Origin of the sequence: Streptomyces sp. NPDC001714 (assembly GCF_042892755.1) — a bacterium.
Lineage (GTDB): Bacteria > Actinomycetota > Actinomycetes > Streptomycetales > Streptomycetaceae > Streptomyces.
In genome coordinates, this window is sequence record NZ_JBIAUL010000015.1 from 85,690 (window position 1) to 111,648 (window position 25,959).

The window sequence follows — 25,959 nt, forward strand, 5'->3', positions numbered from 1 at the left end:
GGAAGGGGCCCTATGAGCACGCGGGCAGTCCTGGAGGTGATCGCCCTCGACGCCGAGGACGCGGTCGCCGCCCAGGCCGGAGGCGCGGACCGCCTCGAACTGGTCACCGACATGGCGGCCGACGGGCTGACCCCGCCGACCCGGACCTTCACCGAGATCCGCGCCGCCGTCGATATCGACCTGCGCGTGATGCTCCGGCTGGCGGACGGGTTCGCGGCGGGCGACGTCGACCGGCTGGCGGGGGTGGCCGGGGAGCTGCGGGCGGCGGGGGCCGACCAGTTCGTGCTCGGGTTCCTCGACGCGGACGGCGGAGTGGACCTGGATGCGGTCGAGCGGGTGGTGGCCGGGCTCGACGGCTGCCGCTGGACCTTCCACCGGGCCATCGACCGGGCCGCGGACCGGGGCGCCCTGCGCAAACAGCTCGCCGACCTGCCGGGCCTCGACACCTACCTCACGGCCGGGGCCGCGGAGGGCGTGGACGAGGGGCTGCCCAGCCTGCTGGCAGAGGCGGGGCGGCGCGGCGAGCCGGGGTACGAACAGACGCTCTTGGTGGGCGGCGGCCTGCGGCTCGATCACGTGGCCGAGCTGCGAGCGGCGGGCATCGACGCCTTCCACATCGGCGGCGCGGCCCGGCCGGGCGGCTGGAGCGGGCCGGTGTCGGCGGAGGCGGTGCGGGACTGGAGGAGGGCCCTGGACGAGGGCTGAGGGCCTCAGGTGCGACCGCACGGAGGGTCGTACCTGTGATGGGGGACGTACTCGCTCCATACGTTTCTGGTCAGCACGTTGCCGGTGGTGTGGCAGATGTAGTCGGTGGCCGCCTGGGGCGTCATGGGAAGGACGCGAACCGTGTATGCCCCGTCGCCGATGAAGAGGTGGTGGCCGTCGGGGGAGTACGTGAGCGCGTCGATGTAGTTGGGGAAAACGGCCATCGGGTCTCCGGAGGGCCGCGCGCGCTCCGGGTCCCGGACGTCCCATAGCCGGATGGTCTGGTCGGTGCCGCCGCTGACGATCGTGCGGCCGTCCGGTTCGAAGGCCAATGCCTCGATCCTGCCGGTGTGGCCGGTCAGTTCCTGGCCCAACTGCCGGGGACGGGCGGGGTCGCTGACATCCCACAAGCGGAGTCCCGCGTCGTCGCCAGCAGCTGCGATCATCTGGCCGTTCGGGCTGAAGACGATCGCGTTGAGCCCGACATCGCTGGGTGACAGGAGCGGGCTCGGGTTTTTGGGGTGGGTGGGGTCGGTGATGTCCCACAGGCGCAGTCTGCCGTCGTTCGACACGGCGGCGAGCACGCGTCCGTCAGGACTGACGGCCACACGGTTGATCTGGCTGTTCGCCCCGGTCTTCAGCGGTTGGCCCAGGGGCTTCGGACGGGACGGGTCGCTGACGTTCCAGAGGACGACTGTTCCGTCGGCATTGCCGCCGGCCAGCGTCTTTCCGTTGCGAGTGAACGCGACGCTCCGGAACAAGTCGCCGGTATGCCCCGGAGGACTGCCCAGAAGTCTCGGGGCGGCCGGGTCGGCCACGTCCCACAGCTGCACCTTCGGGCCGGTCGAGACGGCCAGCACCTTCCCACCGGGGTGGAAGGCGACCGCGTAGGGGAACTGCGACTTCGTGTCGACCCGGATCGAACTGTTGATCAGCCGGGGATGGGCCGTGTCGCTCACGTTCCAGAGACGTACGGTCCCGTCCTCCGAGCCGGAGGCCAGCAACTGCCCGCTGCGGCTCAGGGCTGTGGCCAGTATGAGACTCGCGTGCCCGGTGAGGATGGTGCGCGGCATCGTCCAGACCCTGACGGTGTGGTCGTCACTGGCGCTGGCCAGCCGGGTGCCCTTGGGGTCGAACGCGAGCCCCCACACGCTGCCGGTGTGGCCCGTCAGGTTCGGTGTGAGGGGCTGGTAGTCCTTCGGGGACGTCATGTTGTCGAGCGACACGGCGTTGTCGTAGCCGCCGTAGGCCATGAGATCGCCGTTGCGGGAGAAGGCCACCGCGTTGACGGCGGCGCTCGCACTCGGGGAGTCGATCCGGGCCGGTTTGTTCGGATTCGAGACGTCCCAGAGGTGGGTCGTCCCGTCGCTGCCGGCCGCGGCCAGCGTCTGGTTGTCGTCACGGAAGGCGACCATCTGGAACGTGGTGCGGGTCACCGAGTCGGTCCTGCCGGCTGCCGACGGGTGTCGTGGGTCCGTCATGTTCCACAGCCGTACCGTCCCGTCGCTCCCGCCGGACGCCAGCAGCTTGCCGTCCGGACTGAAGGCGACTCCGTACACCTCGGTGCGGGAACCGCCGCTGGTGAGCGGCTTGGCGAGGAGCTTCGGATGCCGGGGATCGGTGACGTTCCACAGGTGGATGAGGCCGTTGTCGCCCGCTGCCGCCATGGAGTGTCCGTCAGGGCTGATGGCGAGCGTGTACAGGGCTCCGCCGCTCACCGTGATCGGGGCGCCCAGACCGGTGGGGTGCCGGGGGTCGCGAATGTCCCACCGGCGGATGGTGCCGTCCTCGCCGGTGGCGGCGAGGAAGTGTCCGTCGGGGCTGAAGACCACTCCCCACAGTGGCTTGTGGAAGCCGTGCAGCGGGTTGCCGAGCGCGGTCGGGGTGCCCGTGCCCGCTGTGTCCCACAACCGGATCACGCCTTTGCTGTCCGCGCTCGCCAGCTCTCGCCCGTCCGGGCTGAATTCCACCGTGTTCACCTGGCCCTTGTGTCCGGTCAGCAGGGTGGACAGCGGTGTGTTCTGGTCACCGAGCATGTTGACCCGGGTCGACTCGGCGGACTTCATCCGGTCGGCCACCAGGTCCAGCTGGGCGGCGAGGGAGGCGTCCGTCGTACGCAGGTGGTCGGCTTCGCCCCTGAGCTGCTCGGCGAACGCGATATCGGCTTCCTGCCGGGCCCTGACGTCCATCACCGCGACGAGCACGACCAGCGCACTCAGGCAGGCGATGAGCGTCTGCCACATCCGCCGGGTCCGCCGCCGATGCCGTACCGAAGCGGCCAGGAACGCGGACGCGACCGGGCCCAGTCGTTCCTGGTCCTCGTCGTCTTCGCGCGCCAGCGTCCGCGCCTCCTCCAGCCGGCCGCCCCGGTACAGCATGCCCGGGTCCCGCCCGGCCTCCTCCCAGGCGACCGCCGCGTCCTCCAGCCGCTGCCGGGCCAGGTAGCGGACCCGGTGCTCCCGGATCCACCGCCGCAGCAGCGGCCAGGTCCGCAGCAGCACCTCGTGAGTGATGGTGACCGTGTCCCGCTCCTGGGTCAGCAGCCGGCCCTTGGTGAACATCTCGACGACCTGGGCCGCCTCCTCGGGGCGTGCGCAGTGGCCCACGAGCTCGTCGTACGGCACCGGGCGGCGCGTGTCCCTGGTTCCGCTGCCGCCGAACGTGATCAGGTGCAGGAACACGGATTGCGCGGTCTGCTGGGCCGAGGTGTCCAGCCGGTCGAACCAGCTGTCCGCCTCGGCCGCCACGCTGTTCGCGATGCCGCCGGTCGCCTCGTAGCCCGCCACGGTGAGGACATGGCCCGCGCGGCGCATCCAGGTGGCCCGCAGGGCGTGGGCGAGCAGCGGCAGGCGGCCGATCTCGTAGGCGGCGTCGTCCGGTCCGCCCTCCGGCCCGCCCAGGTCGCGCAGCAGTATCTGCACCAGCCCGGGTTCGACGTCCAGCCCGACCCGTTGGGCGGGGAACAGGATCGCCTGCTCCACGCCGGTCCGGGTCAGCGGTCCCACCATCAGCTGGTTGCGCCCCACCGCCTTCATGAGACCGGCGTGTGCCGCGCACTGGGTGTAGAAGTCCGAACGCAGACCGAAGACGACCAGGGCGGGCGGGGGCTCGCCGCCCGGCCCGAGCTCCGCGATGCCGAGGACGGCGTCGAGGAAGTCCCGTCGCTCCTGCTTGTCGGGGCACAGCGTGAACAGTTCCTCCAGCTGGTCGACGACCAGGACCATCCGGCGTTCCCCGGGGCGCCGCGCGAACGCCTGGCGCAGCGTGTCCGGCCGCAGGACGGGAGAGCCGCCGGAACCACTGCCCATGACCTCCCACAGGTGGTTGCGGAGGGCCTCCATGGGATGGGCCGTCGGAGTCAGCGACATTTTCGGCCAATGCCTCGAACCCGGCAGCGCGCCCTGCTCCAGCGTGGCCAGCAGCCCCGCCCTGAGCAGTGAGGACTTCCCGGAACCGGAGGGGCCGACGACCACCAGCGCGCCGCCCACCGCCCGGCATCTGTCCAGCCGGACCAGCAGCCCGGCCAACAGCTCGTCCCGGCCGAAGAACCACTGCGACTGGCCGATGCCGAAGGCGGTCAGGCCCGGATACGGGCACTCGTCGGAGACCGAAGTGGTGACCACCTGGCGCGCCTCGCGCACACCGTTGAGGAGGTGCACGTGCAGATCCCGTTCGGCGATGAACATGTCCCGCTGGGCCTGGTTGACCGTGGCCTGGTCCGAGGCGTGGATGTGCGAGCAGTTCGCCTCGCCGTGCCCGCTCTCCTCGCCCGGGGCGCGGAGTCCGCCGAGGCCGGGTACGGGGGGTTCGTCGGCGGGGTTCATGGCTCGTGGATGTGCTGATCACGCCCGGCGATGAAGACGTGTGCGTCTCCGGAAGCCTCGACGTGGGTTTCCTGGGTGCCGGTGCGGCTGCCGCTGTCGTGGTGCACGTGTTCGTGGTGCGTGTACGGGGTGATGTCCCGTTCGACCAGGAGGCGCAGGTCCTCCGCCAGCGCGCGATTGTCCCCGAGCACCTCGGCGAGCTGGTTCTGCCAGGCTGCGATCAGCTCCGACTCCGCGGCGCTGTCGTGATCCCGTCGGGCCGTCAGCGCGCGGTCCCGGGACTGCTCCAGTTCTGCGGCCACGCTGTCGGCGTGCTGGGGGCGGATGCGGCGCCACCAGCTGACGAGGGCCGTGTGCACGTGCTCCCAGGCGTCAGTGGTCATCGCCCCCACCAAGGCCGTGGCCGCCGATACTACGATCGGATCCATCGCCATCAACCCCGTGAATTCCCCTATATGGGGATAATCTACTCACTTTTGGGCATGGTGTCGCGTCAATCCGATGGCGGTCAGGGCGCTTTGGTTGAACGGTGAAGGACGGGCTCAGGTCAGCTGCGCCGGCAGGGGGGCCGCGTGGGCCACGATCAGGCCCGACACCGCTCGGGTCAGGGCCACGTACAGGCGGCGCAGGCCGGTGCGTTCGTCGGGTTCGCCGTCGACCACGGCCTGGGGCTCGTCCAGGACGACGTAGTCGTACTCCAGGCCCTTGGCGAGTGAGGCGGGGACCAGGGTGAGGCGGGTTTCGGCGGTCGTCTCCTCGCCGGGGGAGAGGTGGCCGATACCGGCCGCGGTGAGCGCCTCGGCCAGCGCGGGCACGCGCGCGTCCGCCGCGATCAGGCCCGTCGAGCCCTCGTTGCGCAGCAACTCCTCGCACGCGGCAACCACTTCGGCGGTGTCCGTGACGGGACGGAGGGCGAAGAAACCGGGGTTCTCACGGACCGAGGCCACCGGGGTGAGGCCGGGGGCGATGTGCGGGAGGAGCCGGGAGGCGTAGGTGATGACGTCGGTCGGGACGCGGAAACCCGCCGTCAGTTCCTCGATCACCCCGTCGGTCTTGCCCAGGTGGGACAGGGCCTCGGCCCAACTCCGGGTCGCCCAGGGCGTGGTGCCCTGCGCCAGGTCGCCGAGGACGGTCGCCGAACCGGTGGTGCAGCGGCGGCCGACCGCGCGGTACTGCATGGGGGAGAGGTCCTGCGCCTCGTCCAGGACGACATGGCCGAGCGAGTGCGTGCGCTGGACGAGGTCCGTCGCCTCGTCGATCAGCACCGCGTCCGCGGCCGACCACCTGGCCGCCTTGACGCTGCGCACCGGCTTCGCCCAGAGGATCGTCTTCTGCTCGTCCTCGTCGAGGATCCCGGCGGCGTGCTCCGCGAGGAAGTCCGCGTCCGTGAGCAGGCGCAGCACGAGCTTCGCCGGGTCGACCGGCGGCCAGACCTGCTTGACGGCCGCCTTCACCGCGGCGTTGCGGGCCACCGAGTCCTGCACGCGGTCGTCGGGCGCCTCTCCCGAGCGCTCCATCTGGACCAGCACGGCGTGCGCGATGCGCTGCGGCAGGGCCTCGCGCGCGGCGCCGTACCGGATGCCCCGGTCCAGCAACTCCCGCACGATGTTCTCCAGTTCGTACGCCGGGACCCGCCAGCGCCGGGAGCCGCGCACCACCACGACCGGTTCGGTGGGCGGCGTGACGTGCGCGTAGACGGCCCTGCGCAGGACCTCCGCCATCCGGGCGTCGCCCTTGACGACCGCGGCGGGGGCGTCGTCGGTGCCGCGGATGTCGACGTCACGTGCCACCAGGTCGTCCACCGTCGCCTGCTGCACGGTCAGCTCGCCCAGCGCGGGCAGCACCTGCTCGATGTAGTGCAGGAAGGAGCGGTTCGGCCCGATGACCAGGGTGCCGGTGCGGGCCAGCCGTTCCCGGTGCGCGTAGAGGAGGTACGCGACCCGGTGCAGGCCGACGGCCGTCTTCCCGGTCCCCGGGCCACCCTGCACGCACACCGTGCCGCCGAGCCCGCTGCGCACGATCTCGTCCTGCTCGGGCTGGATGGTCGCCACGATGTCGCGCATCGGGCCGACGCGCGGGCGCTCGATCTCCTGCTGGAGCAGCTTGCTGGTGCGGGCCGCCTCGGCGGGGTCGGAGAGGTGCTCGTCCTCGTACGCCGTGATGTCGCCGCGGGTGTACCCGAAGCGGCGGCGCAGCGTGACGTCCATCGGGTCCTTCTTGGACGCCCGGTAGAACGGCTGCGAGACCGGCGCCCGCCAGTCGATGACCATCGGGTCGCCGTCGTGGTCGTGCACGTGCCGGCGCCCGATGTAGAAGCGCTCGCCGTAGGCGCCCTCGGCCTGGTCGGCGCCCGGGGCGTGCAGGTAGTCGAGGCGGCCGAAGAACAGCGGGGTGTCGCTGAGGTCGGCCAGCGCCTTGATGCGCTCCTCCATCTGGCGGGCGAGGACCTCGGCGTTGACCCAGTTCGCGGTGACGTCGCTGATGTCCAGCGACTCGACGTCCTCGCGCATGGCGCGCAGGGCGGCGCGGGACTCGGCGAGGTGGGAACGTTCGCGGGAGAGGGGGTCGGGGTGCGGGTCGGCCAGAGGGTCGTGGGCGGGCGTGGACAAGGGGGTGCCTCCGAAGGCCTGCGAGTCGATGGCGCTCAGGTATGGGTGGCGCACAGGTGGCGATCAGCCGACGGTTTCCGTCCGGCAACGTTGGGGCGGCCCGTAGGGCCTCGGTCGAGGGTGGTGGTGGGAGACGGGTGGGCGGCACTCCGGGGGGCGGAGGCGGGCAAGAGCGGAGATTGTAATGAGGTGGGGGCGGGGGAGGCCAATGGATTTCCTCGCAACCCCTAGGGGACGCGTCACCCGGAGGGTGGGTCCGAGGTCGGGGGCGGCGTCCATCGGGGGATGGACCGGAGGATGCCGGAAATTGGACCCGTGGACCGATGCCGTACCCATGCCCGAAGTTCCACCATTGAGGCATGAGCGCAGCAACCATCCACCCAGCCCCCAGCCGTCCCCCGGGCGCCACGGCCCTCGACGGAGTCCCCCAACCCCACCACCGCCTGGGCGACGCCCTGCGCGCCGTCAAGGTCTTCGTCAGCGCGGCGTTCAGCGTCGCGATACTCGGTGAGTACGGCGAGGAAGCGGGCATACGCCGCAAGTAACGGCATAGGGTCGCTCCCGTGCCGAACCGGACGGTGACGTCACCCCCTGCCTCACCCGCCTTCCCGCCCCTCCCTCTCCTCCTGTCCCTCTCCTTACTGACGGTCTCCCTCTGCTCCTTCGGCGTCCTCTGCGTCCTGCTCCGTGCCCCGATGGCCGATCTGGTGGTCTACCGGGCCGAGGGCGAAGCCGTGGTCCACGGCGGTGACCTGTACGGCTTCACCGTCACCGAGTGGCGGCTGCCGGCGACGTATCCGCCCTTCGCGGCGGTCCTGTTCGTCCCGACGACCTGGATCCCCGTCCCGGCCCTGAAAGCCGTGTTCCTCGCGGGCAACGCGCTCCTGCTCGCCTGGCTCCTCGCCCTCTCCGCCCGCCTGGCCGGCCGCAGGGCACCCCTTCCGCTGCTGAGCGCGGCGACCGCAGTCGCGCTCTGGCTGGAGCCGGTCTTCCAGACACTGCTCTTCGGGCAGGTCAACCTGGCGATCACCGGCCTGGTCCTGTGGGACCTCACCCGCCCGCCCGGCGCCCGCGCCAAGGGGCTGGCCCTGGGCATCGCGGCGGGCGTCAAACTCACCCCGGCGATCTTCATCGCCTACCTGTTCCTCACCGCACGCAGAAAGGAGGCAGCCACCGCGACGGCTTCCTTCGCCGGCACGGCCCTGTTCGGCGCCCTTCTCCTCCCCTCGGCCACGGCGGACTTCTGGACGCGGCGGCTGTTCGAGACCGGCCGGATCGGCAAGGCCTGGATCATCGACAACCAGTCGCTCCAGGGCCTGGTCGCAAGGGCGACGGGCACGGCGGCACCGGGCCTGGCCTGGGCGCTCCCGGCGGCGGCGGTGGCGGTGACGGGCCTGTGGCTGGCCACCCGCACACGCCGCGCCCACGGCGAGCGCGGCGACCGCTGGGGCATCCTGCTCACCGCGTTCACGGCCCTGCTGGTCTGCCCGATCAGCTGGTCCCACCACTGGGTGTGGTGCGTCCCGCTGCTGGCGGTCCTGCTGGCCGAGGGGCGCACGCTCCTCGCGGCCACGGCGGCACTGGTCTTCACGGCCCGCACCATGTGGCTGCTGCCCCACCAGGGCGACCTGGACCTGCACCTGCCGTGGTGGCAGCAGCCGTCGGCATCGCCGTACCCGCTGCTGGGGCTGGCACTGCTGGCAGGCGCGGTGGTGGCCCTACGAAGGCGGAGCGGCGCCCTGCCCGACAGACCGGGCGCCGCTCTGCCGGCCGACTCTCAGCTCTCCGCCAGCAGCTCGTCCGCGTCCATGATCCGGTAGGCGTATCCCTGCTCCGCCAGGAACCGCTGCCGGTGGGCGGCGAAGTCCTGGTCGATCGTGTCCCGGGCGACGACGGAGTAGAAGTGGGCCTGGTGGCCGTCGGCCTTCGGGCGCAGGACCCGGCCGAGGCGCTGGGCCTCCTCCTGGCGGGAGCCGAAGGTGCCCGACACCTGGATGGCGACCGTCGCCTCCGGCAGGTCGATGGAGAAGTTGGCGACCTTCGAGACGACCAGCACGCTGATCTCGCCCTCGCGGAAGGCGTCGAAGAGCTTCTCGCGCTGGGCGTTGGAGGTCTCGCCTTTGATGACCGGGGCGTTCAGGTGCTCGCCCAGCTCGTCGAGCTGGTCGATGTACTGGCCGATGACGAGGATCTGCTGCCCGGCGAAGCGCCTCACGATCGCCTCCGTGACCTTCCGCTTGGTCGCGGTGGTCGCACAGAAGCGGTACTTCTCCTCGGTCTCGGCGGTGGCGTACGCCAGCCGCTCCGAGTCCGTCAGGTTCACCCGCACCTCCACACAGTCGGCGGGTGCGATGTAGCCCTGCGCCTCGATCTCCTTCCACGGAGCGTCGAACCGCTTGGGCCCGATGAGAGAGAACACGTCCGATTCCCGGCCGTCCTCGCGCACCAGGGTGGCCGTCAGCCCCAGCCGTCGGCGCGCCTGCAGGTCGGCGGTGAACTTGAAGACAGGAGCCGGCAGCAGATGGACCTCGTCGTAGACGATCAGACCCCAGTCGCGGGAGTCGAAGAGTTCGAGGTGCGGGTAGACGCCCTTCCGCCTGGTCGTGAGGACCTGGTACGTGGCGATCGTGACAGGCCGGATCTCCTTGCGCGTCCCGCTGTACTCCCCGATCTCGTCCTCGGTGAGACTCGTCCGCTTCACCAGCTCGTGCTTCCACTGCCGCGCGGACACGGTGTTCGTCACCAGGATCAGCGTGGTCGACTTCGCCTGGGCCATGGACCCGGCCCCGACCAGGGTCTTCCCGGCCCCGCAGGGGAGGACGACGACGCCGCTCCCGCCGTGCCAGAAGTTCTCCACGGCCTGCTTCTGGTACGGCCGCAGCGCCCAGCCGTCCTCGGCGAGCTCGATCGGGTGGGCCTCCCCGTCCACGTACCCGGCGAGGTCCTCGGCGGGCCACCCCAGCTTCAGCAGGGTCTGCTTGATCTGCCCGCGCTCGGAGGGGTGCACGGCGACGGTGTCGGGGTCGATCCGGGCGCCGACCAGCGGGGTGATCCGCTTGGAGCGCAGGATCTCCTCGAGGACGGGCCGGTCGGTGGTGGTGAGCACCAGCCCGTGCGCCGGGTGCTTGCTGAGCGTCAGCCGCCCGTACCGGTCCATCGTCTCGGCGATGTCGACCAGCAGCGCGTGCGGCACTGGGTAGCGGCTGTACTCGACCAGCGCGTCCACGACCTGCTCGGCGTCGTGCCCGGCGGCCCGTGCGTTCCACAGCCCCAGCGGGGTCACCCGGTAGGTGTGGATGTGCTCCGGCGCCCGCTCCAGCTCGGCGAAGGGCGCGATCGCCCGACGGCACTCGTCGGCCCGCTCGTGGTCGACTTCCAGGAGCAGGGTCTTGTCGGACTGGACGATCAACGGACCATTCACGCGCTGCACCCTTTCCGTTCGGTCCGTGCGGCCATCGCCATGGCGGCCATCGTCACGGGCCAAAGTTCCAGTGTGCCTCATATACGAGCGATCACCTTCGCCGTTCGACGGAACATGCACCGCCCGTGACCGGCTTCTAGAGGTGCCTGATCGTCCGGTGCAACCTTGGGTCCGTTTCGGGTGTCATGTCCGAGGGGGCCACGGATGGGCGTGGCCCGGTGGGGAGGCTGGGGTGACGTCCGTACGCATCTGGGGTACCGGCGCGGGTGCCGTGGTGGTGCTGGTGGCGGCCGGGGTGTGGGCGCGCGGGTCGAGCGCGGTGGACGCCGGACTGTGGGCGCAGGTGCGTCCCGCGATCGAGGCGCGGATGGTGACGGAGATGACCGGGTCCGGGTACGCGGAGATGGACGAGCCCGCGCTCAGGGCTCGGTGGTTCTGCCGGGCGGAGGCCCTGGAACTGGAGGAGAGCGGGGGCCGGGTGCGGGCCGGCGTCGACACGCTGTGCCTGGAGTACGGCGCTGACGGCGGCACCCTGGTCGAGTGCAGCGGCGGGCAGACACCGCAGGTGGTCCGGCTGGTACGGGATCCGGCGAACGGCGGTTTCCGGGTCCTCTCCGCGCAGGAGCCGCCGGACGGCGAGGGCTACGGGGAGTGGGAGGAGACCCACTTCAGCCACCACGCGGCGTCCCGCCTCGACCGGCCGATGGCGTCCACCGTCCTGGAGACCGCGGCCCGCGCCCACTTCGGCTTGCCGGCCGGGGCGCCGGTGCGGGACTGCTAGCAGGGCCACCGAACTGTGAGGCGCCCCGAGGGGGCGCTGGCGCTGGGGGTACCCCCGGCCGAAGGCGCTGGGGGAGGAACTGCGCGACCGGCCACGACGGCGCGGCAGCCGAACGACGGCCCATCGCTGCCTCTCCAGCGGGGCGCTTCAGTCCTCCGCCAGCTCGGCGACGCCCGTCACGCGGTGCAAGGGATAGGTGCGTACCTCGTCGGCGGTGTGGTCGTAGGCCGTGACGAAGCCGCCCTCGACGCGGACGGGGGCGATGACGCGTTGGCTTGCGGTGCCTTCGGCGTTGACGTACCCGATCCAGAGGGTGTCGCCGGTGAGGACGGCGGCCTGCATGGTGGCGAGGGTCTCGGCGGGAGTGGTGCGAGGCAGCTCGCCGCCCCTGACGGCGGTGCCGGCGGACTTACGCGGGGTGGTGGCGGCGAGGTCGCCCGCGCGGATCGCGCGGATCGCCGCCGCGAGGAGGGTGGAGTCCGGTGGCGGCGGGCCGTCCGGGACCGGCTCGGGGGCCGTGCGCGGCGGGGTGCGGTGGGCGTGGGCGCGGGTGATCAGTACGTCGCCCTCGGCGGACTCGGCGGCGGGCGCGTAGCCCATCGCGCGCAGGCCCTCCAGGAGGGCGGCCGGGTCGGCCTGGGTGGCGAGCACCGTCGGGGCCAGGCGGCGCAGGCGCAGACCCGACGCCCGTTTGTCGGCCATGATCTCGTTGAGGACGGCGTCGTCGTCGCAGCGGACGTACGCCGAGGCCGCGCCCACCCGCAGATGGCCGTGCCTGCGGGCGACGTCGTCGATCAGGTACGCGAGCGGCTGCGGGACCGGCGTGCGGGAGTGCGTGGCGAGGAAGGCGTGCAGGTCGGCGGCGGTCTGGCCGGCGTCCAGGGCGCGGCGGACCGAGGCGGGTGTGAAGCGGTAGACCGTGGCACCGCCCTTGGACTCGACGTCGGCGAGGGCGCCCAGCGCGTCGGCGAGCGGGCGGCGCAGCGGACCCGGAGCGACCGCGGTCAGGTCGGCCTGGAGCAGGACGTGGTCGAGGGGCTCGGGGAGGAGCGGGGCGAGCAGCCGGCCGGCGGCCGCGGTGGCGACGGCCTGCTCGGGCGGGGAGAGGGGTTCGAGGGCGGGGGAGACGTGGTGATGGCGCACCGGCAGCTTGTCGCCCGGGCCGGACGGCTCCGCGGCCTGCTCGGGCGTCTTCTCCACGGCCGGTGCGCCGAGGAGCGCGCGGCCGTGCGCCGACAGCGCCCCGCGCCCGGTCACGCCCAGCAGCTCGGCCTCCGACAGGGTCCAACGGGCCAGCCGGGTGCGCAGGTCGTCGCCGTGCTGCTGCGGGCCGCGCAGCGGGCGTTCCCAGCGCAGCCGGGCCAGGACCGAGTCGGGGGCCGGGGCGGTGCCCTCCGGGAGCGCGGCGAGGAGGGACAGGACCCGGTGCCGTACCTCGGGCGCGGCGGAGCGGTCGAGGCCGGGGCCGAGCGCCGACAGGGCGCGGTCCTTGGCGTCCCGGCCGCCGACCAGGCCCGAGGCGCGGGTCGCGGTGAGCCAGGCCTCCGCCAGCTGGGCCCAGCGTTCGGCGGGCGGGCGGTCCAGCCACTCGTCGTAGGCGGGGGTCGCCGCGTAGCGTTCGTCGGCCTCGCCGTCGGAGGCGAGCAGCCCGGCCGCGTAGGCCAGCTCGACCCAGAAGGCGGCGATCGGTTCGGGCACGTCCAGGGCGACGGCCGTCCGCTTGAGGTCCCGGACGCTCAGGCCACCGGCCCGCAGCACCGCGGGACCGCCCTCGTCCCAGTCCTTCAGCAGCTCCTCGACGGTCGCGAGCGCGGTGTACGCCTGCCCGGCCGCGGTCGCGTCCACAACCTGTGGACGGTGGGCGGCGGCGGGCTCGACGGCGGGCGGGGTGGGCTCCGGTTCGCGGTGCGCCCGGCCCTCGCGCAGGTGCAGGGCGACCTCGCGGGGGAGGACCACCGTGCCGGGCGCGGTCGGCAGCAGCAGGCCGCGGTCGAGGAGCCAGCGCAGATGGGCGGCCGGTTCGGGGGTGACCTGGCCGTACGGCGGACCCCAGACCAGCCGGGCGAGGACCTCGCGGGACTCGGCGGGCGCGGCGGCGAGCAGTTTCGCCATCTTCTTCCGGTGGCCGAACAGCTTGGTGAGCGCGTCCACCGCGGAGACCGAGTCGTGTGTGGAGGGCAGCCCGGCGGCGGCCACGATCGCCTGGATCCGGCCCGGCGACATCCCCGCGGTGGCCTCCCGCACGGCCGGGCCGAGACCGGTCGGCGAAGGGTGCTGCGGAGACGGGGCGAGCACCTCGCGCGCGGTCCGCACCAGCCGCAGCCGGTCGTCGTCGCCCCACACCAGCGCCTGGTCGCGGAGCACGGCGACGGCCCGCGGCAGCTCGCCGGTGACGGCCGGGTCCCCGCCGTCACCGGCCATCAGACCCAGCAGCTCCTGGTACGACGCCGGGTCGCCGGCCACCGCCAGCGCCTCCGCGGTCTGCAGGGCGAAGCGGTCCAGGCGTTCCAGGGCGCGCAGCACCGAGGCGCGGGTGCCGGCCCGGGTGGCCAGCTGGGTCAGGTCGGTGGGGACGGGGGTGATGAGGTCGGGGCGGGCACGCAGCAGTACGGCCAGGGAGGCGTCGTCCCTGGCCCGAAGCGCCTCCGCGAGGGAACGCGGCGGGGTGGCCGGGTTGCTCATCCGACCCACGGTAGCGGGTGCGGGGCGGGCGCCGGGATCACCTGTCCCGCGACCGTTCCTGTGCAACGGGCAGCCACGGGGAGAACGGGACGTTGCGCAGATGTCCGGCGAATGGATTTCAGCGGGAGGATCCCGGCACCTCTGGCAACACCCGGCACCCGGTCGTCACCCTGGGCTCCCATGCGGTCGTGAGGACGCCCGCCGGCTCCGTCGCCGCCGCCTTCCTGCGCTACCTCACCGACCAGGGCGGCAAGGACATCCTGCGCGAGTACGGCAACCTCCCCCGCTCCGGGACCCGCTACCCGCTGGTGTGCCGGCCGACATGAGCCGTGGCCTGCGCTACCGTCGTTCCGGCGGGGTAATCCAAGGCAACGTACCGGCCCCGGAGGGGACTTCGTGGGTATCGAGAGCGATCAGGTCGTCTACGAGTATCTGAGCCGCGTCGGGGACATCGCGCACCAGCGCCAGTTGTCCTCGGCCGAGCGGATGCGCCTGGTCTCCGGGCTGCGCAACGACATCGACCGGCAGCGGGCGAAGGCCACCGTCGACAGCCCCGCCGCGGTACGGCGCATCCTGGACCGGCTGGGCACGCCCGACGAGGTCGTCGAGGCGGCGGGCGGTACGACGGCGAGCGCCGCGGCGCAGTCGCCGTCGGGCACGGTCCCCGTCCAACGGGACCCGGAGCCCGCGGCGCCGGCCGAGGACCTGCGGCGCGTCGTGCCGCGCCCCCGGCCGTCGGAGCCGGACGGTTCGGCACCGCCGCCCGACTGGTGGCGGGTGGACAGCAGCCCGTTCGGTGACGGGGACGGGGTGCCGGGGTTCGTCGGCGGGGTGGAGATCCCGGAGCTGCTCAGCAGGCCGCGGCTGCGGAAGGCGGAGCCGGATGACGCGCCGGTCGAGCCGGTCGAGCCGGAGAAGGCCCCGGTGGTGGAGGAGGCCGCACCGTCGGCGCGACGCCGGCTCCGTGTCGTCCCCCGCCCCGCCACCGGCTGGAGCAACCCCCTCCTCCTGCTCGCCGCCGCCGCGCTCGTGGTGGGCGCGGTGCTCGGCAACTGGTTCGCGCTCGTCCTCGGCTGGGCCATCGCCTACGGCTCCCGGCGGCTCACCCCGACGGAGACGAAGCTGGCGGTGCTGTGGGTACCGGGGCTGTCCGTCGCGGCCGGGCTGGTGTGGCTGTGGGGACGCAGCGCGGGGCGGTGGGGCGACCCGATCGCGCAGGGGCACATGAGCGATGCGGTGGCGGAGACGTGGCCGTGGGTGGTGCGGGGCGCTGCGCTGGCCTCGGCCGTTTATGTGGTGTGGCGGTCGCAGAGGGCGCGGTAGGGGGGCGGCGCGGTACGGGGCGGGGCTGTCGGTCGTCGGGCGGCTGCGGGTGGGCGGGGGCTGGTCGCAAGCGTCCCCAGCCCCCACCCGCGGTCACCCCCCACCCTGCACAATGACCCACATGACTCCTCGCCCCCTCTCCGTCGGCTTCGATCTGGACATGACGCTCATCGACTCCCGGCCCGGCATCCACGCCACCTACCTGGCGCTCGCCGAGCGGACCGGGACCTACATCGATGCCGATCTGGCGGTCACCCGGCTGGGACCGCCGCTCGCCGAGGAGTTGATCCACTGGTTTCCGGCCGAGCGGATCGCGGAGGTGAGTGATCTGTACCGGGGCATGTATCCGGAGATCGCCATCGCCGCGACGCCCGCCATGCCCGGTGCGCGGGAGGCGATCGCCGCGGTGCGGGACGCCGGTGGGAAGAGCGTGGTGGTCACCGCGAAGTACGAGCCCAACGCGAAGCTGCACCTCAGCCACCTCGGCATAGTCCCGGACGCCGTCGTCGGCGACCTGTGGGCCGAGCAGAAGGCGGTGGCGCTGCGCGAGCACGCCGCGGGCGCGTACGTCGGCGACCACGTCGGGGACGTACGCGGGGCGCGCAAGGCGGGAGCCCTGTCGGTGGCGGTGGCCACCGGGCCCTGTGACGCCGAGGAGCTGCGCGCGGCCGGCGCCGACGTGGTGCTCGCCGACCTCACCGAGCTGCCCGCGTGGCTGGCCGGCTACCTCGAGGACGGCTACCGGGAGGACGCCTCCCGCGCCTGACGGCGTCCGGCCGCGACCGACTGGAGCACTCCGGCGGCCGCGACCAGGAAGCCGACGCCCATGAGCATGCTCAGCAGGTACATGTACGTCGGAAAAGGCTTCGCGCCGAGGAACAGCGGTATCACGGTGACGAGTGTGGCCACCGTACCGATGAAGAAGACCACGGCTCCGGCGCGGACCAGTCGGTCACCGGGCCCGGCGGAATTCGCTTGGGTTTTGTCACGCACTCGACCAGGGTAGTTCCCTGCCCGAAGGAACAACCGGGCGACGTCTTGTCACGCGCCCGAAGACCATTAGCCTTGGTACCGGCGGGTCATGGTCGACCCGCCCGAGTGCTATCAAGGCCCGTTCCAGAGCTGTTGCATTCAGAAGTTTTCCGAGCAGTTTCCGACGAGATACGAGGACGAGGACAGACGTGCCTACCGGCAAGGTCAAGTGGTTCAACAGCGAGAAGGGCTTCGGCTTTCTCTCCCGCGACGACGGCGGTGACGTCTTCGTCCATTCCTCGGTTCTCCCCGACGGGGTCGACGCACTCAAGCCGGGCCAGCGCGTGGAGTTCGGCGTCGTCGCCGGTCAGCGCGGTGACCAGGCACTGTCCGTGGTCCTGCTCGACCCCACCCCGTCGGTCGCCGCCGCCCAGCGCAAGAAGCCGGACGAGCTGGCCTCGATCGTGCAGGACCTGACGACCCTGCTCGAAAACATCACGCCGATGCTGGAGCGCGGCCGTTACCCGGACAAGGCCGCCGGCGCGAAGATCGCCGGGCTGCTGCGCGCGGTCGCGGACCAGCTGGACGTGTAGCCGCACAAGAGGCATATGCGTCTCGGAAGCGGGTAAGTCCCGTGCGTTTTTCAGGGGAAATCGAGTGCGTGCGGGCCGAGGGGCGGGACGAGTCCCTCGGCCGCCGCGCGGGTGAGCAGTCCGCGGACCGCCGCGTAACCGTCCTCGCCGAGTTCCGAGGTGAACTCGTTGACGTAGAGCCCGATGTGCTGGTCGGCGACGGCCGGGTCCATCTCCTGGGCGTGCGCCATGACGTACGGCCGGGAGACCTCGGGATCGTCCCAGGCCGCGTGGACGGAGGCACGGATCGAGTCCGCGAGGCGGGTGAGCGTCTCGGCGCCCAGCGACCGCTTCGCGATGATCGCGCCCAGCGGGATGGGCAGGCCCGTCGTGTTCTCCCAGTGCTCGCCCATGTCCGCGAGTTTGTGCAGGCCGTAGTTCTGGTACGTGAAGCGCGCCTCGTGGATCACGAGCCCCGCGTCGACCTTCCCGTCCCGCACGGCGGGCATGATCTCGTGGAACGGCATGACGACGATCTCGCCGACACCGCCGGGGAGCGTGTCCGCCGCCCAGAGGCGGAACAGCAGGTACGCCGTCGACTTCTCGCTCGGTACGGCGACCGTACGGCCGGTCAAGTCCGCCCCCGCCTCCCGGGTCAGCACCAGCGGCCCGCAGCCCCGCCCCAGCGCGCCCCCGCAGGGCAGCAGGGCGTATTCGTCGAGGACGTACGGCAGCACGGCGTACGACACCTTCAGCGCGTCCGACTCGCCGCGCTCGGCCATGCCGTTGGTGATGTCGATGTCGGCGAAGGTCACGTCGAGCGCGGGCGCGCCCGGGATCCGGCCGTGGGCGAGGGCGTCGAAGACGAAGGTGTCGTTCGGGCAGGGCGAGTACGCGATGCGCAGCGGGTCAGCGGTGGTCATGTGGGTTCCAACTCTCCAGGGCGGGCACGAGCTTCCCGAATGCCTCGGTCAGGGCTGCCAGGGCGTCGCCGATGCGCCAGGCGGCACGGTCACGGGGGCCGACGGGGTTGGAGACCGCGCGCAGCTCCAGCACGGGCACGCCGTGCGCGGCGGCCGCCTCGGCGACGCCGAAGCCCTCCATGGCCTCGGCGAGGGCGTGCGGGTGCCGGGTCCGCAGTTCGGCCGCGCGGGCGGCGGTTCCGGTCACCGTGGAGACGGTGAGTACCGATCCGGGGTGGGCTCCGGTGGCCTGGGCTATCACTCGTACGAGTGAATTCGGTGGACGGTGGCTGACGGCTCCGAAGCCCAGTTCGGTGACCGGAAGAAAACCGTCGGCCGTCTCGGCGCCCAGATCGGCCACGGTGATCTCGTCGGCGACGACCAGGGAGCCGACGGGTGCTTCCGGCTGGAAACCGCCGGCGATCCCGGCGGAGACGACCAGCGCGTAGGGGCGGCCGTCGAGGGCGGCGGCAGTGAGGGCGGTCGCGGTGCCGGCGGCGGCGAGGGCCGGACCGACCCCGGCGGCGAGCAGGTCGTACCCGCCGGTCGTGCGCAGCAGCGGGGCCGAGCCCGGCAGCCGTACCTCCTCCGTCGTACCGTTGGTGAACGCCCGTGCCACCGCGTCCCGTTCGGCCGGGACCGCGGTGGCCACGAGGATCCGCGCGGCGGACGTGGTCAGGCGTCCTTCTTGAGCTTGAAGGACCACAGGCCCAGCACCGACTTGTCGCCCTCCTTGATGGAGACGAGGGTCGAGTTGCCGGAGGCGCCGTACTGGGCGTTGAAGAACACGCTGCCCGGGATGGTGCGGTAGGTCTTGGAGCTGGAGTCGGTGAGCGCCTGACCGTTCATCAGGATCGTCCAGCCGCTGTCCGCGATCTTCGGGTCGACACCGAAGCGGACCGTGTCGTCCGGGTCCACCTTGATGGACTTGATCCCGGTGTCCTTCAGGCACTTCGTGAGGGATTCCGTGTCCAGGGCCTTGCCGTCGTTGTAGCAGGTCGCCTCGGAGTTGACCGAGTTCGTACCGACGGTGATCGTGGCGATCGGCGTCGGCTTGTCACAGGCAGACAGGACGAGCAGTCCGGCGGAAACGGCGCCGGCGGCGGCGACGACGCGGCGGCGTCGCGAGCGGGATTGCAGCGTGGTCATGGCCGAAGGCTATCGGGCGCTCCGGGCCGTCTCCCCATGTGGGGTACGGCGTGCCCGGTTCGTTACGCCACTCGCGGGCGGGGACGGGTGCCGTGCCGGGCGGAGCTGAGCAGGCCGCGCAGGGTGGCCAGCCAGCCGGCCGCCACGATCGCGGCGGCCACCACCAGTCCCAGGGTGCCGTTCAGCGGCATCACGATGCCCACCGCGCCGCCGAACACCCAGGCCACCTGGAGCAGCGTCTCCGAGCGCGCGAACGCGGACGTGCGCACCAGTTCCGGCACGTCCCGCTGGATCAGCGCGTCCAGGGACAGCTTGGCCAGCGCCTGCCCGAAACCGGCCATCGCCGTCAGCACCGCCACCAGGAAGGCGCCGAAGAACAGCGCCGCGACGATCGCCGTACCCAGCACCGCGGCCACCGCCGCCACGATGATGATCTCCGGCGCCCGGGAGCGCAGCCACGACCCCACCGCCGTACCGAGCGCGTTGCCGGCGCCCGCCGCGACCCCGACGATCCCGAGCGACACGGCCGCGCTCTCGCCGGTCAGCGGGTGCTCGCGGAGCAGGAACGCCAGGAAGAAGATCAGGAAGCCGGAGAGGCAGCGCAGCGCGGCGTTGGCGCCGAGGGCGTGGGTGACGGCGGGCCCGACCGTCCGCAGCCCCGGCCGCCTCGTCTCCTTCCGGAGCGGGCCGTGCAGATGGTCCTCGTCGGCGGCGAGCAGCGCCACGTCCTCGCCCTTGGCGGAGTCGACCTTCGGGGGGAGGGAGAAGGAGAGGAAGGTTCCCGCCACGAAGATCACGAAGGCGCCGTAGAGCGGCCACGGGTCGCCGATCGCGTGCAGCCCGGCCCCGATCGGGGCGGCGACGCCGGTGGCGAGCAGCCCGGCCAGGGTGACCCGCGAGTTGGCCTTCACCAGCGAGAACCGGGGCGGCAGGAGTCTGGGCACGACGGCGCTGCGCACCACGCCGTACGCCTTCGACGCGACCAGCACCCCGAGCGCGGCCGGATACAGCTCCAGACCGCCGCCGGCCACCGCGCCCGCGATGATCAGCGCGAGCAGCGCCCGGGCGAGCATCGCGCCGGCCATCGCGGCGCGCCGCCCGTGCGGCAGCCGGTCGAGCAGCGGACCGATGACCGGGGCGAGGACGGTGAAGGGCGCCATCGTGATGGCGAGGTAGAGCGCGACGCGGCCGCGGGCCTCGTCGGTGGGGACGGAGAAGAACACGGTCGAGGCGAGCGCGACGGTGATCATGACGTCGCCCGCGCCGTTGACCGCATGGAGCTCGATCAGCTTCCCCAGCCCGGACTCGCCGGCGCCGTGCGCGTGGGTGGCCTTGCGGATGCCGCGGGCGGTACCGGTCACCGGGAGGTGCAGGGCACGGCCGACCGAGCGGACGGCACCGCGCATCCGGCCCGCACCGCTACCGACCCCGACGGCGCGTTGGGGTGACCTCGCGGTTGCCACGTGCTTCATAGTGCCCTGAGAGTGCTGTTCCTGGTGCACTTTGTGGCCAAGCGAGTCGGAAGGGGCCGGGGGCGGGGGGTTTCGCCCACCGCGCTCGCCGGGTGCCGCTGGACGCGGCCGGACAGCGCCCCCGCAAGGGGCGCCGGGGGTACCCCGGCCGAAGGCTGGGGGAGGCACTGCGCGACCAGCCCCCGCCCACCCGCACACCCCCCACAGCCCCTACCACCCCGGAACCCACCCCCGCCCGGCCTCGAACCGGCCCTCGCCCCACCCCCGTCGGCTCTCCCCCCTCCCCGCTCGCACGCCGGACTGTCCCCCACCACCGGCGACGGGGTAGCGTGCGTATCTCAGCCATAAAGCAGAATGGATGGCATAGGTGCGCCCGAGCGCGATCGGACGCGGACGTCGATGCGGCCCACAGGTCCGCTCCGTCCGCCCCACCGCCGGAGGCAGCCGCACTCGTGAGACGGCGTAGGAGAGAAGCGATACCTGTGAGCGCAGCGACAACGCGAAGCCGCACCCCCGACCGTCTGTGCGCCGAGGCCGTCGACCTCGCCCGTGGAGCCGCCGAGGAGGCCGCCGCACCCGGGGTGGTGGGCGAGCACGCCGGAGCGGTGGCCGAGGGCGATCGCGTGGTCACGCACTTCTTCGAATGCAAGGAGCTGGGGTACCGCGGCTGGCGCTGGGCGGTGACGGTGGCCCGCGCCTCCCGCGCCAAGGTCGTCACCCTGGACGAGGTGGTCCTCCTTCCCGGCCCCGACGCCCTCCTCGCCCCCGAGTGGGTGCCGTGGAGCGAGCGGCTGCGCCCCGGTGACATGGGCCCCGGCGACCTGCTGCCCACCGAGGCCGAGGACCTCCGCCTGGAGCCCGGCTACACCGGCGAGGACGGACCGGAGCCGAACTCCCCGATCTCGGCGGAGATGGAGGAGCTGGCGGAGGCGGAGGACGCCGAGGTCACCGCGGGCACGCCCGCGCACCTGCCGACGGTCCCCTCCCGCGGCACCATCGCCTCGGTCGCCGAGGAACTCGGCATGCGCCGGGCCCGGGTCCTGTCCCGCTACGGCCTGCACATCGCCGCGGACCGCTGGGAGGAGGCGTACGGCGCCAAGACCCCCATGGCCCAGGCGGCCCCCGCAACGTGCGTGAGCTGCGGCTTCCTCACCCCCATCGGCGGCTCCCTCGGCCAGGCCTTCGGCGTCTGCGCCAACGAGTTCTCCCCGGCCGACGGCCGGGTCGTCTCCCTCTCCTACGGCTGCGGCGGCCACTCGGAGGCCGCGGTCATGCCGAAGCCGCCCCAGCCGGCCCCGCCGGTCATCGACGAGACGAGAGTCGACCCCTTCCCCCTCCGCCCCGCCGCCGACTCCGGTTCGGTGCCGGCGACGGAGGACGAGACGTCGGCGGAGCTGGGCCACTCGTAGCCGGGGCCGACGGGCCCGGGGCCGACGGGCCGCCCGCGCCGTGCGGGCGGCTCAGCACGCCGGGTACGTGATCCGAACGACGAGGACCCGCTCGCCGAGGGGCGACCTCCCTCGCGACCGGAGCCCGCGTTTCCGGAGGCCGGTGACCGTTCCCGCTGCGGCGGCGAAGGCCCTCCACGACCGCGGGCAGAGCCCGATTCCGCGCCCCGAGGTACGCGCCGGCCCCGTCCGTGTGAGGGGACCCGTCTGCACGGCGTGGTCGTTTCGTCCGGGCACGCCCTGCTTCGAGAGTGAGATCGCTGAATATGCCAGCGGCCCTCTCGCGAATGAGAACCCATGCCCGGCCTGCCTCCCATCGGCGCGGAGATCCCGTGCAGCATGCTCGGGATCAACACCCCGCTCCAGCTCAAGGACTCCCTGGTCAGCGTCGACTTCCGAGGGGGCATCAAGCACCGGGTCGACGTCGACCCGGAGGACCCGATCAACAGCGTCCGGATGCGGACCATCGGCTTCCGGATCTCGGCGGAGCTGCCGTCGGACGACGGAGGCGACGGCGGAACCGTCACCATCGAGCAGAACGACATCGACGTCGACCCGAAGAGCCTGCTGCGGCAGACCCAGCAGTTCCCGCCCCAGTACGAGAGCGTGTGGGTGCTCCCCTTCTGCATGACCATCGACCGGCCGGGCAACGGCGGGGTCCAGGTGCTGACCACCAAGGACCCGGCCAGGCTCGTCGCCCGGCTCACCCAGTACCCGCCGCGGGGCGACCTGTACCAGCTGCAGAACCCCGTCGACCTGGTGGACCCGGAGAACCCCGGCGTCACGGTCGCGACGCTGCAGAAGCTCCCGGTCAAGGTCGGCGGCCTCTAGCCGACGCTTCCCCAGTGAGGCGGTACCTTCGTGCTCACGTCGACGAGGAGAGACAACGTGAGCAAGTTCGTGCGGCCCGCAGCCGAGGGTGCCGACCCGTTCGGGACCGCTCGTCTTCGGCGAGGTGTCCTCGACGCCTGGGCCACCAGCCCCGCCCGGTTCCGGGAGGACGCCAACGCCGAGGAGGACCTGGTCCTCGGCGGCTACCGGGACCGGCTCGTCGTGGAGCTCGCCCAGAACGCGGCCGACGCGGCGGCGCGGGCCGGTGGTCCCGGCCGGCTCCGGCTCACCCTCCGCGACGGCGTCCTGTTCGCCGCCAACACCGGCGCCCCGCTGGACGCGACCGGTGTCGAGTCCCTCTCCACCCTGCGCGCCTCCGCGAAGCGGGGGGACGGCGAAGGGGCGGTGGGGCGGTTCGGCGTCGGCTTCGCCGCCGTGCTGGCCGTGACCGACGAACCCGCGGTCGTGGGGCGGCACGGCGGGGTCCGCTGGTCCCTCGCCGAGGCCCGGGAGCTGGCCGAGGAGACCGCCCGGCACAGCCCGGGGCTGGGGGACGAGATCCGTCGGCGGGACGGCCATGTCCCCCTCCTGCGGCTCCCGTTCGCCGCCGAGGGCACCGCCCCGGACCCGTACGACACGGTCGTGATCCTGCCGCTCAGGGACACCGCGGCCGCCGATCTCGCCGAGCGTCTCCTCGACGCCGTGGACGACGCCCTGCTCCTGGCCCTGCCGGGTCTCGAAGAGGTCGTGGTCGAGACGGCCGACGCCACCCGCACCCTGCGCCGCAGCACCGACGGCGCGCTCACCGTCGTAGCGGACTCCCAGGAGGGCACGACCCACTGGCGTACGGTCTCCGCGCACGGCCCGCTCACCCCCGACCTGCTCGCCGACCGGCCGGTCGAGGAGCGGCTGCGACCGCACTGGTCGCTGACCTGGGCCGTGCCCACGGACGCCGAGGGCGCCCCCGACCGGCCGCGCACCGCCGCCGTCGTGCACGCCCCGACCCCCAGCGACGAGCCCCTCGGCGTGCCCGCCCTGCTCATCGCCTCCTTCCCCCTCGACACCACCCGCCGGCACGCCGCCCCCGGCCCGCTCACCGACTTCCTGGTGCAGCGCGCGGCCGACGCGTACGCCGAACTCCTCGCCGACTGGCGGCCGGTGGGGGAGGGGATCATCCACCTGGTGCCCGGCCCGCTCGGCAAGGGCGAACTGGACGGCGCGCTGCGCCAGGCGATCCTGGAGCGGCTGCCGCGCACCGCGTTCCTGCCGCCCGCCGTCGAGGCCGGAGACGACAGCGACCTTCCGGAGGCGCTGCGGCCGCGCGACGCCGAGATCGTGGAGGGGGCGGGAGCGGAGACCGTCCGGGTCCTGGCCGAGGTGCTGCCGACGCTCCTGCCCGCCGGCCTCGAACGCCGCGTCGAGCTGCGCACCCTCTCCGTCGCCCGGCTGCCGCTCGCCGACGCCGTCGACCGCCTGGCCGGTCTGGAGAAGGACCCGGACTGGTGGTGGCGGCTCTACGACAGCCTCGCGGGCGTCGACCCGGACCGGCTCTCCGGCCTGCCGGTGCCGCTCGCTGGGGGTACCTCCCAGGCTTTTGGCTCTGGGGGAGGCAGGACCACCATCGGTCCCCGGCAGGTTCTGCTCCCCACCGCGGACGCGGCCGCCATCGACCCCGAGGTGCTGGCCCGGCTCGGCCTCAAGGTCGCCCACCAGGACGCCGCCCACCCGCTCCTGGAGAAGCTCGGCGCGCTGCCCGCCAGCCCCCGCGCGGTCCTCACCACCCCGCAGGTGCGGGCCGCTGTCGCCGCCTCGCTGGACGACGAGGGCGGCGCGCTCTGGGAGGAGGATGCTCCGGACGCCGAGGAGCTGGCGGACACCGTGCTCGCCCTGGTCCGGGACGCCGGTCTTGAGCCCGGTGACGAGCCGTGGCTGGGCGCGCTGGCACTTCCGGACGAGGACGGCGAGCTGGCCCCGGCCGGTGAACTGGTCTTCCCCGGCAGCGCCTTCGCCCGGGTGATCAGGGAGGACGAACTGGCCTCCGTGGACGCCGAGCTGGCCGGGAAGTGGGGCGAGGGCCCGCTCGCCGCCTGCGGGGTCCTGGCGAACTTCGCGCTCGTCCGCGCCACCGACGTCGTCCTGGATCCGGACGAACTGGAGCCCCGCGAGGGCGACTTCGCCGAGCCCGACGACGCGGGCCTGCTCGACGCGGTCGACGTCTGGTGCGAGGACATCCTCGACCGCTTCCCGGACACCCCCGTCCCCCCGGTCGCCACCGAGCTGATCGCCGTCCGCGACCTCGACCTCGTCGACGAGGACCACTGGCCCGAGGCCCTCGCCCTGCTCGCCCAGCCGCCGCTGCGCGACGCCCTCACCCAGCCGGTCCGCGTCCTGCTGCCCGACGGCACGCACGAGGTCGTACGGCCGTACACCGCGTGGTGGCTGCGCGGGCACCCGGTCCTCGACGGCCGCCGCCCGGCCGGCCTGCTGGCGGCCGGCGGCGACCCGCTGCTGCGCGGCCTCTACGAGGAGGCCGACGCGACCGGCTTCGAGGACGAGCAGGTGCTGCGGGCACTGGGCGTACGGACCTCGGTGGCCGCCCTCCTGGACGAACCCGGCGGCGCCGCCGAACTCCTGGACCGCCTCGCCGACCCGGACCGCTCCGTGACCGGCGCCCAACTGCACGCGCTGTACGGCGCGCTGGCGGACCTGGACCCGGAGCAGGTGACGCTCCCCGACGAGCTGCGGGCGGTCGTCGACGGCCGGGTGGAGGTCGTGGACGCGGCGGACGCGGTGGTCGTCGACTCGCCCGACCTCCTCCCCTTCACCTCCGGTGTCCCCCTGCTCCCCGTACGGCCGTCGCGGGCCGCCGAGCTGGCCGAGCTGTTCCAGGTGCGGCGGCTGAGCGAGTCGGTGACGGGTTCGGTCGACTCGGAGGGCACGGAGCACGACGTCCCGGAGCCGGTGCACGTCCTGCTCGGCCCGCGCACTCCGCAGACGTACGTCGAGCACGAGGAACTGGTGGTCGACGGCGTCGAGATCGACTGGCGCCTCACCGGCGACGGCGTCCTGCACGCCGCGACCCTGGAGGGCGTGGCCGCCGGCCTGGCCTGGGCGGCGGGCCAGTGGCCGCGCCGGTTCGAGGTGGCGGCCCTCCTGGAGGACCCGTCCCGGACGGAGGAGCTGGCGCGGGACCGCTGGTTCGACTGAG

Annotated in this window: 21 protein-coding genes; 11 read left to right on the forward strand and 10 right to left on the reverse strand. The window is 73.0% G+C overall.

The features are described from left to right. Positions 1 to 12 precede the first annotated feature (12 nt). Positions 13 to 705, forward strand: coding sequence for a copper homeostasis protein CutC (locus tag ACFY0P_RS34005; RefSeq protein WP_388921930.1), 693 nt, complete (start codon positions 13 to 15; stop codon positions 703 to 705). A 5-nt stretch (positions 706 to 710) separates the two neighbouring features. Here ACFY0P_RS34005 and ACFY0P_RS34010 read toward each other — a convergent pair whose 3' ends face one another. The 3 genes from ACFY0P_RS34010 to ACFY0P_RS34020 form a co-directional block, all read right to left on the reverse strand. Further along, complete coding sequence (locus tag ACFY0P_RS34010; RefSeq protein ID WP_388921933.1) at positions 711 to 4,529, reverse strand: hypothetical protein; 3,819 nt, start codon at positions 4,527 to 4,529, stop codon at positions 711 to 713. Continuing rightward, complete coding sequence (locus tag ACFY0P_RS34015) at positions 4,526 to 4,912, reverse strand: hypothetical protein (protein WP_388921936.1); 387 nt, start codon at positions 4,910 to 4,912, stop codon at positions 4,526 to 4,528. Before ACFY0P_RS34015 ends, ACFY0P_RS34010 begins: the two co-directional genes overlap by 4 nt. A gap of 159 nt (positions 4,913 to 5,071) precedes the next feature. After that, positions 5,072 to 7,138 (reverse strand): HelD family protein, encoded by a 2,067-nt coding sequence (locus ACFY0P_RS34020; RefSeq protein ID WP_388921939.1) that lies wholly within the window; start codon positions 7,136 to 7,138, stop codon positions 5,072 to 5,074. Between the two features lie 359 nt (positions 7,139 to 7,497). On the opposite strand from ACFY0P_RS34020, the gene ACFY0P_RS34025 reads away from it, so the two are divergent. After that, on the forward strand, positions 7,498 to 7,683 hold the full coding sequence (locus ACFY0P_RS34025) for a hypothetical protein (protein ID WP_351957006.1): 186 nt from the start codon (positions 7,498 to 7,500) through the stop codon (positions 7,681 to 7,683). An 18-nt stretch (positions 7,684 to 7,701) separates the two neighbouring features. Further along, on the forward strand, positions 7,702 to 8,958 hold the full coding sequence (locus ACFY0P_RS34030) for a glycosyltransferase 87 family protein (protein WP_388921942.1): 1,257 nt from the start codon (positions 7,702 to 7,704) through the stop codon (positions 8,956 to 8,958). Here the strand turns inward: ACFY0P_RS34030 and ACFY0P_RS34035 are convergent. Further along, on the reverse strand, positions 8,916 to 10,559 hold the full coding sequence (locus ACFY0P_RS34035) for a DNA repair helicase XPB (RefSeq protein ID WP_388921946.1): 1,644 nt from the start codon (positions 10,557 to 10,559) through the stop codon (positions 8,916 to 8,918). The two genes, ACFY0P_RS34030 and ACFY0P_RS34035, sit on opposite strands and share 43 nt — an antisense overlap. 232 nt (positions 10,560 to 10,791) lie before the next feature. Between ACFY0P_RS34035 and ACFY0P_RS34040 the strand changes: the two genes are divergently transcribed. Further along, complete coding sequence (locus ACFY0P_RS34040) at positions 10,792 to 11,340, forward strand: hypothetical protein (protein ID WP_388921949.1); 549 nt, start codon at positions 10,792 to 10,794, stop codon at positions 11,338 to 11,340. A 147-nt stretch (positions 11,341 to 11,487) separates the two neighbouring features. Here ACFY0P_RS34040 and ACFY0P_RS34045 read toward each other — a convergent pair whose 3' ends face one another. Beyond that, the gene (locus ACFY0P_RS34045) at positions 11,488 to 14,022 is read right to left on the reverse strand and encodes a helicase-associated domain-containing protein (protein WP_388921952.1); all 2,535 of its coding nucleotides are present in this window, start codon (positions 14,020 to 14,022) and stop codon (positions 11,488 to 11,490) included. 188 nt (positions 14,023 to 14,210) lie between these two features. On the opposite strand from ACFY0P_RS34045, the gene ACFY0P_RS34050 reads away from it, so the two are divergent. From ACFY0P_RS34050 to ACFY0P_RS34060, 3 genes are all read left to right on the forward strand, one after another. Next, positions 14,211 to 14,348: a hypothetical protein gene (locus ACFY0P_RS34050; RefSeq protein ID WP_388921954.1), complete on the forward strand. Its 138-nt coding sequence runs from the start codon at positions 14,211 to 14,213 to the stop codon at positions 14,346 to 14,348. A 70-nt stretch (positions 14,349 to 14,418) separates the two neighbouring features. After that, on the forward strand, positions 14,419 to 15,345 hold the full coding sequence (locus tag ACFY0P_RS34055; protein WP_388921957.1) for a hypothetical protein: 927 nt from the start codon (positions 14,419 to 14,421) through the stop codon (positions 15,343 to 15,345). 121 nt (positions 15,346 to 15,466) lie between these two features. Continuing rightward, entirely contained in the window at positions 15,467 to 16,111 is a 645-nt protein-coding gene (locus tag ACFY0P_RS34060; RefSeq protein ID WP_388921960.1) for an HAD family hydrolase, read from the forward strand. Here the strand turns inward: ACFY0P_RS34060 and ACFY0P_RS34065 are convergent. Then, entirely contained in the window at positions 16,084 to 16,338 is a 255-nt protein-coding gene (locus tag ACFY0P_RS34065; RefSeq protein ID WP_093501502.1) for a hypothetical protein, read from the reverse strand. The two genes, ACFY0P_RS34060 and ACFY0P_RS34065, sit on opposite strands and share 28 nt — an antisense overlap. Before the next feature lie 188 nt (positions 16,339 to 16,526). Here ACFY0P_RS34065 and ACFY0P_RS34070 point away from each other — a divergent pair, with 188 nt between their 5' ends. Then, a complete protein-coding gene (locus tag ACFY0P_RS34070) occupies positions 16,527 to 16,910 on the forward strand; it encodes a cold-shock protein (protein ID WP_093501504.1) in 384 nt (127 codons plus the stop codon). 50 nt (positions 16,911 to 16,960) lie between these two features. On the opposite strand, the gene ACFY0P_RS34075 is transcribed toward ACFY0P_RS34070, so the two are convergent. From ACFY0P_RS34075 to ACFY0P_RS34090, 4 genes are all read right to left on the reverse strand, one after another. Beyond that, on the reverse strand, positions 16,961 to 17,812 hold the full coding sequence (locus tag ACFY0P_RS34075; RefSeq protein WP_388921963.1) for a 1,4-dihydroxy-6-naphthoate synthase: 852 nt from the start codon (positions 17,810 to 17,812) through the stop codon (positions 16,961 to 16,963). After that, on the reverse strand, positions 17,799 to 18,557 hold the full coding sequence (locus ACFY0P_RS34080) for a futalosine hydrolase (RefSeq protein WP_388921966.1): 759 nt from the start codon (positions 18,555 to 18,557) through the stop codon (positions 17,799 to 17,801). The genes ACFY0P_RS34075 and ACFY0P_RS34080 overlap by 14 nt, the downstream gene beginning before the upstream one ends. Continuing rightward, positions 18,527 to 19,000, reverse strand: coding sequence for a DUF2771 domain-containing protein (locus tag ACFY0P_RS34085; RefSeq protein ID WP_388921969.1), 474 nt, complete (start codon positions 18,998 to 19,000; stop codon positions 18,527 to 18,529). Before ACFY0P_RS34085 ends, ACFY0P_RS34080 begins: the two co-directional genes overlap by 31 nt. A 62-nt stretch (positions 19,001 to 19,062) precedes the next feature. Next, positions 19,063 to 20,406, reverse strand: coding sequence for an MFS transporter (locus ACFY0P_RS34090; protein ID WP_388922469.1), 1,344 nt, complete (start codon positions 20,404 to 20,406; stop codon positions 19,063 to 19,065). Positions 20,407 to 20,954: 548 nt separating this feature from the next. Here ACFY0P_RS34090 and ACFY0P_RS34095 point away from each other — a divergent pair. The 3 genes from ACFY0P_RS34095 to ACFY0P_RS34105 all read left to right on the forward strand — a co-directional run bounded on the left by ACFY0P_RS34095 (position 20,955) and on the right by ACFY0P_RS34105 (position 25,958). Beyond that, positions 20,955 to 21,881 carry a DUF3027 domain-containing protein gene (locus ACFY0P_RS34095; protein ID WP_388921972.1) on the forward strand — a complete coding sequence of 309 codons (927 nt, stop codon included), beginning with the start codon at positions 20,955 to 20,957 and terminating at the stop codon, positions 21,879 to 21,881. Between the two features lie 336 nt (positions 21,882 to 22,217). Further along, complete coding sequence (locus ACFY0P_RS34100) at positions 22,218 to 22,751, forward strand: hypothetical protein (protein WP_388921975.1); 534 nt, start codon at positions 22,218 to 22,220, stop codon at positions 22,749 to 22,751. Between the two features lie 57 nt (positions 22,752 to 22,808). Then, positions 22,809 to 25,958, forward strand: coding sequence for a sacsin N-terminal ATP-binding-like domain-containing protein (locus ACFY0P_RS34105; RefSeq protein WP_388921977.1), 3,150 nt, complete (start codon positions 22,809 to 22,811; stop codon positions 25,956 to 25,958). Position 25,959 lies beyond the last annotated feature (1 nt).

What these genes read in the sequence shown, in the direction of transcription:
- ACFY0P_RS34015 (WP_388921936.1), bottom strand. Translation starts at nt 4,912, where the DNA reads ATGACCACTGACGCCTGGGAGCACGTGCACACGGCCCTCGTCAGCTGG.
- ACFY0P_RS34100 (WP_388921975.1), top strand. Translation starts at nt 22,218, where the DNA reads ATGCCCGGCCTGCCTCCCATCGGCGCGGAGATCCCGTGCAGCATGCTC.
- ACFY0P_RS34075 (WP_388921963.1), bottom strand. Translation starts at nt 17,812, where the DNA reads ATGACCACCGCTGACCCGCTGCGCATCGCGTACTCGCCCTGCCCGAAC.
- ACFY0P_RS34025 (WP_351957006.1), top strand. Translation starts at nt 7,498, where the DNA reads ATGAGCGCAGCAACCATCCACCCAGCCCCCAGCCGTCCCCCGGGCGCC.
- ACFY0P_RS34060 (WP_388921960.1), top strand. Translation starts at nt 15,467, where the DNA reads ATGACTCCTCGCCCCCTCTCCGTCGGCTTCGATCTGGACATGACGCTC.
- ACFY0P_RS34090 (WP_388922469.1), bottom strand. Translation starts at nt 20,406, where the DNA reads ATGCGCGGTGCCGTCCGCTCGGTCGGCCGTGCCCTGCACCTCCCGGTG.
- ACFY0P_RS34045 (WP_388921952.1), bottom strand. Translation starts at nt 14,022, where the DNA reads ATGAGCAACCCGGCCACCCCGCCGCGTTCCCTCGCGGAGGCGCTTCGG.
- ACFY0P_RS34010 (WP_388921933.1), bottom strand. Translation starts at nt 4,529, where the DNA reads ATGAACCCCGCCGACGAACCCCCCGTACCCGGCCTCGGCGGACTCCGC.
- ACFY0P_RS34085 (WP_388921969.1), bottom strand. Translation starts at nt 19,000, where the DNA reads ATGACCACGCTGCAATCCCGCTCGCGACGCCGCCGCGTCGTCGCCGCC.
- ACFY0P_RS34005 (WP_388921930.1), top strand. Translation starts at nt 13, where the DNA reads ATGAGCACGCGGGCAGTCCTGGAGGTGATCGCCCTCGACGCCGAGGAC.